The sequence below is a fragment of the Clavibacter sp. MX14-G9D genome, assembly GCF_032917815.1.
In the GTDB taxonomy this organism is placed as follows: Bacteria; Actinomycetota; Actinomycetes; order Actinomycetales; family Microbacteriaceae; genus Clavibacter; species Clavibacter michiganensis_K.
In genome coordinates, this window is the sequence record NZ_JAVCVL010000103.1 from 1 (window position 1) to 9,453 (window position 9,453).

At 74.6% G+C, this 9,453-nt stretch carries 11 protein-coding genes; 5 read left to right on the top strand and 6 right to left on the bottom strand.

The genetic code is table 11. The annotated features are described in order from the left end of the window. Positions 1 to 36: 36 nt before the first annotated feature. Entirely contained in the window at positions 37 to 768 is a 732-nt protein-coding gene (locus Q6969_RS09500; protein ID WP_094116622.1) for a ThuA domain-containing protein, read from the bottom strand. 156 nt (positions 769 to 924) lie between these two features. Here Q6969_RS09500 and Q6969_RS09505 point away from each other — a divergent pair, with 156 nt between their 5' ends. Beyond that, complete coding sequence (locus tag Q6969_RS09505) at positions 925 to 1,797, top strand: TIM barrel protein (protein ID WP_317230216.1); 873 nt, start codon at positions 925 to 927, stop codon at positions 1,795 to 1,797. Positions 1,798 to 1,933: 136 nt separating this feature from the next. After that, positions 1,934 to 2,761: a ferritin-like domain-containing protein gene (locus tag Q6969_RS09510; RefSeq protein WP_317230217.1), complete on the top strand. Its 828-nt coding sequence runs from the start codon at positions 1,934 to 1,936 to the stop codon at positions 2,759 to 2,761. Between the two features lie 114 nt (positions 2,762 to 2,875). Here the strand turns inward: Q6969_RS09510 and Q6969_RS09515 are convergent, their stop codons facing one another. Next, a complete protein-coding gene (locus tag Q6969_RS09515; RefSeq protein WP_317230218.1) occupies positions 2,876 to 3,154 on the bottom strand; it encodes a GlsB/YeaQ/YmgE family stress response membrane protein in 279 nt (92 codons plus the stop codon). Positions 3,155 to 3,279: 125 nt separating this feature from the next. On the opposite strand from Q6969_RS09515, the gene Q6969_RS09520 reads away from it, so the two are divergent. The 3 genes from Q6969_RS09520 to Q6969_RS09530 are packed head-to-tail and all read left to right on the top strand — an operon-like array spanning position 3,280 to position 6,163. Continuing rightward, positions 3,280 to 3,948 (top strand): response regulator transcription factor, encoded by a 669-nt coding sequence (locus Q6969_RS09520; RefSeq protein ID WP_317230219.1) that lies wholly within the window; start codon positions 3,280 to 3,282, stop codon positions 3,946 to 3,948. 35 nt (positions 3,949 to 3,983) lie between these two features. Next, complete coding sequence (locus tag Q6969_RS09525; RefSeq protein WP_317230220.1) at positions 3,984 to 5,048, top strand: LD-carboxypeptidase; 1,065 nt, start codon at positions 3,984 to 3,986, stop codon at positions 5,046 to 5,048. A gap of 56 nt (positions 5,049 to 5,104) precedes the next feature. After that, on the top strand, positions 5,105 to 6,163 hold the full coding sequence (locus Q6969_RS09530) for a DUF1266 domain-containing protein (RefSeq protein ID WP_317230221.1): 1,059 nt from the start codon (positions 5,105 to 5,107) through the stop codon (positions 6,161 to 6,163). Here Q6969_RS09530 and Q6969_RS09535 read toward each other — a convergent pair. From Q6969_RS09535 to Q6969_RS09550, 4 genes are all read right to left on the bottom strand, one after another. Continuing rightward, positions 6,156 to 6,722, bottom strand: coding sequence for a helix-turn-helix transcriptional regulator (locus tag Q6969_RS09535; RefSeq protein ID WP_317230222.1), 567 nt, complete (start codon positions 6,720 to 6,722; stop codon positions 6,156 to 6,158). The genes Q6969_RS09530 and Q6969_RS09535 overlap by 8 nt on opposite strands. A gap of 154 nt (positions 6,723 to 6,876) precedes the next feature. Next, the gene (locus tag Q6969_RS09540; protein ID WP_317230223.1) at positions 6,877 to 7,926 is read right to left on the bottom strand and encodes a glycosyltransferase family 9 protein; all 1,050 of its coding nucleotides are present in this window, start codon (positions 7,924 to 7,926) and stop codon (positions 6,877 to 6,879) included. A 66-nt stretch (positions 7,927 to 7,992) separates the two neighbouring features. Then, positions 7,993 to 8,571: a hypothetical protein gene (locus Q6969_RS09545; RefSeq protein ID WP_317230224.1), complete on the bottom strand. Its 579-nt coding sequence runs from the start codon at positions 8,569 to 8,571 to the stop codon at positions 7,993 to 7,995. Position 8,572: 1 nt separating this feature from the next. Continuing rightward, the gene (locus tag Q6969_RS09550) at positions 8,573 to 9,238 is read right to left on the bottom strand and encodes a DedA family protein (RefSeq protein WP_317230225.1); all 666 of its coding nucleotides are present in this window, start codon (positions 9,236 to 9,238) and stop codon (positions 8,573 to 8,575) included. Between the last annotated feature and the right edge of the window lie 215 nt (positions 9,239 to 9,453).

Genomic DNA, 9,453 nt, shown 5'->3' on the forward strand with positions numbered 1-9,453 from the left:
GCTCCGCGGGCACGGCGGGCGTCGCCTTCGCGGCGCTCATCGGGCGAGGAACCAGTCGCGCGGGTGCTGGTCGGCCGTGAGGTCGGCGCGGCCGGCGGTGGGGGCGACCCAGCGGGCGGCGTTCGCGAGCACGCGGCGGATGTCGGGGTGGTGGTACACGGGGTACTCCTGGTCTCCGGGCGAGAAGTAGAAGACGCGGCCGCGTCCGCGGTGGTACGCGACGCCGGAGCGGAACACCTCGCCGCCCGCGAAGGTGGAGAGGAACACCTCCTCGTCGGGGCGCGGGATGTCGAACTGCTCCCCGTACATCTCCTGGCGGTCGATGACGATGGGGTGCGGCACGCCCTCGGCGATGGGGTGCTGCGGCGCGATGGTCCAGACGAGCTCGCGCTCGCCGTCGTTCCGCCACTTCAGCGAGCACGTGGTGCCCATCAGGCGCGTGAACACCTTCGAGTAGTGGCCGGAGTGCAGGACCACGAGGCCCATGCCGGCGTGCACGTGGCGGATCACGCGCTCGACGACCGCGTCGTCCACCTCGCCGTGGGCGACGTGGCCCCACCAGTAGAGGACGTCGGTGGCGGCGAGGCGCTCCTCGCTGAGGCCGTGCTCGGGGTCCTGCAGCGTCGCGGTGCCCACGCTCGCGTCGTCGCCGAGGAGCTCGCGGAGCCCGTCGGCGACGACCTGGTGGATCCCGTCAGGGTAGTGCGACAGGACCGTCGCGTCCCCTCGGCTCTCGTGCACGTTCTCGTTCCAGACGACGATGTCCATGGCGCTCCTCGTTCGGCGGTGATCGCGGGGTGGGGGATGCGGGCGATCCGTCCGCGTCGGACCGGACCGGACGGGGCCGGCCGTGACGCGGCGGCATGCCCGCCCGTACGATCGTACGCATGCCCCGCGCCGATGCGGGCGACACGGGAGGCCCGCATGACCGTCGACGACCACGCCACCGGACCGGCCGGAACGACCGGCAGCACCCGCCCGACCGACAAGGCCGTCCACGCCTGGTCGCTCGACGGGACGCTCGGGCATCCGCGCGTCGCCGGGCCGGACGGATCCGGTCCCGTCACCCCCGGGGGCCGCGCCGCCGGGGCCCTCGACCTCCTCGACCTCCCCGCCGAGCTCGCGCGCCGCGGCTACGCGGCCGTGCAGCTCGCGCACTTCCAGCTGCCCACGCGCGAGGCCTCCTACCTGGAGGAGCTGCGGGCCTCGCTCGAGTCGTCCGGGATCGTGCTCGACGCGTTCCTCGTCGACGACGGCGACCTCGTGCACCCCACCGAGGCCGACCTGCACGAGCGGTGGATCTCCGGCCTCCTCGACGACGCCCTCACCCTCGGCGCCCACCACGCGCGCGTGGGCGCGGGCCGGAGCGCGCCCACGCCGGAGCTGCTCGCGGCGAGCGCCCGGCGGCTGTCGCGGCTCGCGGACGGGCACCCGGGGATCCAGGTGGTCGTCGAGAACTGGCGCGAGATGATGCCCGACGCGGACGCCGTGCTCGCGCTCCTGGCCGACGCGGGCGACGTGCGCCTCCTCATCGACCTCGGCAACTGGACCATGCCCGACAAGCACGAGCAGCTGGCCCGCATCGCCGGGCACGCGGTGACGTGCCACGCGAAGGCGCACCGCTACGACGACGGCAGCCTCGACGACGTCGACTACGCCCGGTCCCTCCGGGTGCTGCAGGACGCGGGGTACGCGGGCGCGCTCGCGATGGTGAACGAGTCGGCGCGCCCCGACGGATCCGACGAGTGGGACGGCCTCGAGGAGGAGCACGAGGTGGTGCGCCGCGTCTTCGGGTGACGCGCGGCGTGGTCCGCGGGTCGGACGACGCTGCATCGCGCGGGCGATCCTCGCGCGCGGGGATGCGGCTTCGGGCTCGCGCACGTCACCCTGCGGACGGGCGAGGCCGGAGGGCGCCCGCTCCTAGCGTCGGGCCATGACCTCGATCACGCGCACGACGAATCGACCCCAGCCGGGCCTCGCCCGCACGCCCCGCATGGCGACCGCGGCGGACTGGATCGCCCACTTCCAGCGGAACGCCGACGGGCACCTGACGCCCGAGGAGCTGATCCCGACCGGCGCGCCCTCCCCGATGGACGCCCGCACCCGGCGCGCCTTCGTGCGCTCGTTCCAGCGCTTCGCGCTCGGCGAGAGCGGCGACGGCGCGCACCTGCTGCGGATGGCCACGGACGCGGGCGACCCCGTCTACACGCACGCGCTGGCGCTGCTCGTGCAGGAGGAGCGGAAGCACGCGGCCCTGTTCCTGCGGGCGCTCGACCACCTCGACGCGCCCGCGCTCCCCGGGCACTGGACGGACGCGGCGTTCACCCGGCTCCGGCACCTCATCGGGCTGCGGACGGAGATCAGCCTGTTCCTCATCGCGGAGACGGTCGCGACGGGGTACTTCCACGCGCTCGCCGACCACGCGCCGGATCCCGCGCTCCGCGCCCTCGGGCAGCGCATCGCCGCCGACGAGCGCGACCACGTGCGCTTCCAGGTCGACCGCCTCCGCACCGGCTTCCGCGACACCCCCGCTTCCCTGCGCGCGCTCGTCGGCGCCGCGTGGACGGTCGTCGCCGCGGGCGCCGCGACCGTGATCGTCGTCGACCACCGCGCGGCGCTGCGCGCGTGCGGCATCGCACCCGGCGCCTACTGGCGGGAGGCGATGCAGGGCTTCGCGGCGGCCGCCCGCTCGGCGCTCCGGGATCCGCGGGCGCCGCTGCTGGGCCCGACCGTCGCCGGCCATCGAGCGACCGGCGGGTGATCCCCGCACACGACGGAGGGGCGGGCGGCCTCCTCGGCCGCCCGCCCCTCGTCTCCTCCGCTACCGGCTGTCGTCAGGTGCGCGCCAGCGCATCGACGGGTCGCCCGGCCGTGTTCAGCGGCGCACGGACTTGCGGCCGCCGACCTTCACGCAGACGAGCAGCACGATGATCGCGCCGATGATGGAGCCGATGATGCCGGCGGGCTGGAAGAAGCCGTCCATCGCGTCGCGCTGGAACAGCAGGAAGGCGAGGAACCCGCCGACGAACGAGCCGACGATGCCGAGCACGATCGTCATGAGGATCGACAGGTGCTGGCGGCCGGGGACGACCGCGCGGGCGATGAAGCCGGCGATCAGGCCGATGACGATGAGGCTGATGATGAGTCCGAGCATGGGGTTCCCTCTTCTGTGCAAGCACGTCCAGGAGACGCACGGTGGATGCCCGTATCGGGCGATGGATCCAACGTCCCACCCCGCAGGGTGTGGCGGCACACCCCTGGGGGTGGGATGGTGATCCCATGCCCGCCACCCGCACCCGTCCCGTCACGATCGCGCTCGTCGACGACTACGACGTGGTGCTGAAGGGCCTCGCCCACATGTTCGACGACTACCGCGACCGGGTGGTCGTGGCCGAGATCGACGCGAACGCGGCCCTCTCCGACGAGATCGACATCGTCCTCTACGACTCGTTCGCGCAGCCCGAGTCGGACCACCACGAGATCGCGGAGCTGGTGCGGAACCCGCGGGCGACCCACGTCGTCGTCTACACCTGGAACTTCCAGCCGGAGCTGATCGCCGACGCGCGCCGGCAGGGCGTGCACGGCTACCTCTCCAAGGCGCTGCCGGCGCGGGAGCTGGTGGAGGCGCTGGAGCGGATCCACGCCGGGGAGGAGCAGTTCTCCACCGCACCGCTGCGGGCCGCGAGCGCACCCTCGCTCGACTGGCCGGGCAAGCGGGAGGGGATCACGGACCGCGAGTCGGAGATCCTCGCCCTCATCACGCAGGGCAAGAGCAACCAGGAGGTGGCGGCGCTCACGTACCTCTCCCCCAACACGGTGAAGAGCTACATCCGCTCCATCTACCGGAAGATCCAGGTGCAGAGCCGCACCCAGGCGGTCATCTGGGGCGTCGGCAACGGCTTCAGCCCCGACCACCACCGCATCGACCACTGGCTGGGCGGGCCGTAGGGCGGGACGCCAGCCGCACCTGCTTGCATGAGCGCATGATCCCCTCCACCTCCTCCCGGTTCCGCAAGGCCGTGCCCAAGGCGGAGGCGGGTGACCGGGTCGCCGTGCTGTCGCCCGCGTCCGCCGCCCCCGGCGTCGCACCCGAGATCCACGAGCAGGCGATGCGCCGGCTCCAGGAGGCGACCGGGCTGGTCCCCGTCGAGTACCCGACCACCCGGCGGGTCGGGGCGAGCGCGGAGGACCGCGCCGCCGACATCACGGCCGCGTTCGCCGACGACTCCATCCGCGCGGTGCTCGCCACCATCGGCGGGGACGACCAGGTCACGGTCATCCCCCACGTCGACATCGAGGAGCTGGCCCGGAACCCCAAGCCGTTCCTCGGGTACAGCGACAACACGAACCTGCACAACCTGCTCGCGGGCCTCGGCATCCCCTCCTTCTACGGCGGATCCACCCAGGTGCACCTCGGCGCCGGCGCCGGCATCGACGACGTGCACCTGCGGTCGCTCCGGGCGGCGCTGATCGAGGGCGGGGAGCTGGAGATCACCGAGCCCGGGGAGTCGGAGGACTTCGGGATCGACTGGGTGGATCCCCGCGCGCTCACCGAGGGCGGTTCGCGGGACGCGACCGAGCCGTGGATGTGGGCCGGACCCGCGGCCACGGTGGAGGGCCCCACCTGGGGCGGCTGCATCGAGGTCATCGACCAGATCGCGATGGCCGGGCGCATGCCCGACGTCGCGCGGCTCGAGGGCGGGATCCTGCTGCTCGAGACGAGCGAGGAGGTGCCGTCGGCCGCCAGCGTGAGGCGGTGGGTGCGGGCGCTCGGCGAGCGCGGGATCCTCGACGTCGTCGCCGGCGTGCTCGTGGCCCGCCCGCCGACTTCCGTGCTCGGCGCCCCCGTGCCGTCCGCGGAGGAGCGGGCGCGGATCCGCGCCGAGCAGCGCGACACCGTCATCGAGCAGATCGCCCGCTACAACCCGCGCGCGGTCGTGTGCGTGGGCGTGCCGTTCGGGCACACGCGGCCGCAGTGGATCCTGCCGCACGGCGGCACCATGCGGCTCGACGGGGCGGCGAGGACGGTGTTCGCGGACTACAGCTGACCTACGCCGGCCCGCACCGGGTCGGCGCCGATCCGCCCGCTGGCTAGGCTGCGGGCGTGACGCTGCAGAACCACCCCGGCGAGACCGAGTTCCCCGTGCGCGCGCGGTTGCGCCACGCCCGCATGCTCGACGCGCAGCGGTCGAGGCCCGGCGGCGGGAAGGAGAGGCGCGCGCTCCTCGTCACCGCCCTGGCGCTGCCCTTCGGAGCGGCCGGCGTGGCGCTGGGGATCGTGGTGGCGACGTCCGGCGAGCCGGAGGGCGGCCCGGCCATGCCCATCGTCCTGTTCGCCCTCGGGATGGGCGTCGGCCTGCTCGTCGCGGCGGTCGTCTTCCAGCAGATCGACGCGCGGGCTCCGCGACGCGACCAGCTCGCGTACGTGGCCGAGGCGCGGATCCGGCCGCTGCTCCTCGAGGAGCAGCAGCTGCTCGCGCTCGACGCGGTGAGCGACCACTCCTTCGGCGGCTGGAACTCGTCGCTCGCGTTCCAGCCGACGTGGGCCGAGATGCCCGCGGATCTGCGTGCGGAGCATGCCGACGGGGCGACCGGGTACGAGTGGGCGGGCCTGCCGATGACGACGCTCGCCCAGCACCGCGCCGCCCTCGACACGCAGTTCCGCATCGCGTCGCGCGACGACATCGAGCTGTTCGTGGCGGATGCGCGGAGGCTCGGGCCGATGTCGGCGCGCTTCGCGGAGGCGGCCGCGTCCGACGACGCGGAGCGCATGGTGTCGCGCATGGCGGCGCTCACCGGCCGGAGCGAGTTCGAGATCATCGACCTGACGAGGCCGCACGACGGCCGGCCGCCCGTGCTGCTGCTCGCGGGCGACGGCGAGCGCACGATCGGAGCCATCCGCTACGCCTACGTCGCCGGGTACCTGCCTGCGGACGACGCCTGGGCGCTCATCCGGCAAGTCGGCGCGCGGGTCTTCGCGACCTACGACGGCTGGGACGCGTACTGGGCGGACGTGTCGCTCGCGCTCGCCTTCCGCACCGACAGCCTCGACGCGGTGCAGTCGCAGCGGCGGGTGCGGGATGCGCTCGTCGCGTCCGCGTGGCCGGCGGCGACGGTGCCGTGGCCGGGGGTGCAGCCGGCCACGGGCGCAGCTGTCAGCTGATCCGGGCGGGAGCGGGCGCCTCGTCCTCGGCTGCGCCGTCCGGGTGGGCGGATCCCGCCACGCGCTCCGCCGCACGCTGCTCCCTCCGGCGCTGACGACGGGTGCGGGTGCTGCGCGACAGCGGGTAGCGCGCATCCAGCCGGGGCTCGAGGAGGAGCCGGCGCAGGGCGACCGCGATGAGGGTGCCGCCCAGCCAGTAGGCGAGGAACAGGGCCAGCCCGTTCGGGATGGTGAAGGCCACGAGGGTCAGCACGACCCCGATGCCGACGTAGAGCAGCAGCCAGGCGCGCGTGGTGCGGTCGCGGGCCGCCTGCTGCTCGCTCGCGCGGGCCTCGAGGGAGTCGACGCGGCTGGTGAGGTCGGCGTCGTCGATGGTGGAGAAGAGGTCGCGGACGGGGACGCGCAGCGCCTCCGCCACGAGGGAGAGCGTCTCGAGGCTCGCGTCCTCCCCGGCCTCCAGCCGCTGGACGGTGCGGACGCCCACGCCGCTCTCGGTGGCGAGGCGCTCCTGGGTCCAGCCCTGCGCCTGACGTAGTTCGATGATCCGTGTCGTGTTCATGCGTCCCATGCTCGATGCGCCCCTCCCGACGGCACCACGCCAGCGACCCGCCGGTGACCCGCCAGCCGGCCGCCACCGACCCGCCAGCCCATGCTCGCAGGGATCGGCGGTCGCGTCGGGCCCCGGTTCGGGGCGGGCGGATCAGTCCGGAGGATCAGTCGCGCGGCTCGCCGGTGAGCGGCCGTACCACCCGGTGCCCGTCGAGGGAGCGGGCCGCCTCGAGGACGTGGGCGGGCGTGATCGCGAGGAGGGCCGGATCCGGGATCGCCGAGAACGTGTCGCCGAGCCGCTGCGACGCGTCGGTGAGCACGATGTGCGGGCCGGCCGCGGGCGGGCCCCACTCCTCGGGCGGGGCAGGGCCGAAGATCACGACCGAGGGGATGCCGTAGGCGGTCGCGAGGTGCGCGGCGCCCGTGTCGGCGGAGATGACGAGGTCGGCCGCGGCGATGATCCCGGCGAACGCGTCGAGGGCGAGCTCGCCCGCGAGCACGGTCGAGGTGGGCATGCCGGCGAGGGCGGCGACCTCCAGGGCGCGCTCGCGCTCCTTGTCGCTGCCGGTGAAGACGACCGTGCGGCCCTCGTCGGCGAGCGCGCGGGCGACCTCGGCGAAGCGGTCGACGGGCCACTGGCGGGATCCGTAGGCGGCGCCCACGTGGATCACGACCGCGTGCTCCGCGACGGGCGGCTCGGCGGGCACGAGGATGCCGACGTCGTCCGGATCCGCGGGCATGCCGTGCCACGACACGAGCCGCGCCCAGCGGTACCGCTCGAGGACGTGGTCCTCCCACGCGGGGCCGTCGGCGGCGGGCATGCCGTCGAGCTCGGGTGCGGCGTGCCCGAGCGTCCGGTGCGCGCGCAGCTCGTGGAGCAGGGTGCGGCTCTCGATGCCCGCGCCATGCAGGTTGATGGCGAGGTCGACCGTGCCGGGCTCGCGCGCGATGGGGTGGTCGAAGCCCTGCTGCGGGAGGTGCTCGTCGACCATGCCGAGCAGGCGCACGACGGGGGCGAGCCAGCCGGTCGTGGCGAGCAGGATGCGCGCGTCCGGGTGCGCCCGGCGGATCGCCCGGAGCGCGGGCACGGCCACGAGGATGTCGCCGAGCTTGATGGCGCGGAGGACGAGGATCTCGGCCGGATGCGCCGACCCCTCCGGGGACTCGGCGCGGGCGTCGTCGGGGAGGGCGGCGCGGTCGCCGGGGGTCTGCATGGTTCCCAGCCTGGCAGAGGGGAGGCGCGGCGGTGGGGGCCGACGGCGCGAGGCGCGGGGCGCGGGCTACCGCACCCATCCGTCCGCGCCGAGGTCCTCGCTCCGGAGCACGTCGCCGACGAGGTCGAGCCTGGTCGCGAGGCGGCGCCGGGTATCGACCGTGAGGGATCCGCGCAGGTGCGGGTCGCCGGTGCTCGCCAGCTCCACGACGATCTCGTCCCCGAGGCGGACGGCGCCGGTCATCCGGTGCTCCCCGGAGCGCCCCCACACGGGCAGGCGCTCGGGGAACGCGAGCCGGGCGGGCAGGGGGACGGACGGCACCTGGTGGGCGGCGATCTCCTCCGGCTCGCCCCCGACGAGGCGCACCCGCGAGACCCCGTCGGAGGAGTCCACGCGGCCGGTGGCGAGGTCGGTGCAGACGTAGGAGCCGGTGAGGGGGCGCACGACGACGTCGTGCTGCGTCACGGCGCCGCCGAAGACGCTGACGACGCGGCACCGGTACGGCGGGCGCCGCACCTGGTCCAGGAGGATCGCGACGGCCTCCATCACCAGGTCGAACGGGGCGACGGCCGGATCCGGGCGAGGCGGCGTGCCGGATCCGGCCACGTAGGCGAAGTCCGTGCCGTGGGAGTCGGGGTCGGGCACCTCAGGCCGTCCGCACCCGCCGGATCAGCCGCGTGACCACGAACCACAGCACCAGCAGCGCGATGACGCCGACGGCGGCGTAGGAGATGAGGCCGCTCCACTCCTCCAGCACCGGGCGGATGGCGGGGCCGAACGCGAAGCCGAGGCCCACCCAGATGCCGTTCCAGGCGGCGGATCCGGCGACCGTGTAGAGCGAGAAGCGCCACAGCGGCATGCGCTCGATCCCCGCCGGGATGGAGATGAACGAGCGAACGAGCGGCACGCAGCGGCCGACGAGCACCGCGGTGCCGCCCCAGCGGAGGAAGAACGCCTCGGCCTTGTCGAAGTCGGCGTGGTCGAGCAGCGGGATCCGGCCGACGAGGCGGCGGGTGCGGTCCCGGCCGAGCGCGGCGCCGATCGCGTACCAGATGAGGGCGCCGACGAGCGCGCCGACCGTGGCGGCGGCCCACGCGCCCCAGGCGCTCATGCGGCCCTCGTAGGCGAGGAAGCCGGCGACGGGGAGGATCGCCTCGGAGGGGATCGGCGGCACGAAGGTCTCGATGAGGACGGCGAGGCCGACCCCCACCTCCCCCAGCACCTCGATGAGCGAGAGGACCCAGCCGACGAAGCCGTCGTATCCCTCGCTCGGGTGGATCTCGCCGGGGGACACGGCTCTGATGGCGCTCATGCGGCCTCTCGTTCTGTCGGGGGGTCGGGCGTCAGGATCCGTCGGGCGCCGGCCGCGCGGGGCGCGCGATGCCCGGGGCGGACCCCGCGAGTGTAGGGAACGGAATTCGGCATCCGCTGAATCGGTGGTGGGGCGGGGTACCGGGCGCCGGGCGGGGCGCTGGGGAGCGCGCCGGGCCGGGCGCCGGCGCGCCGTGATCCCCGCGGCGGACCGCC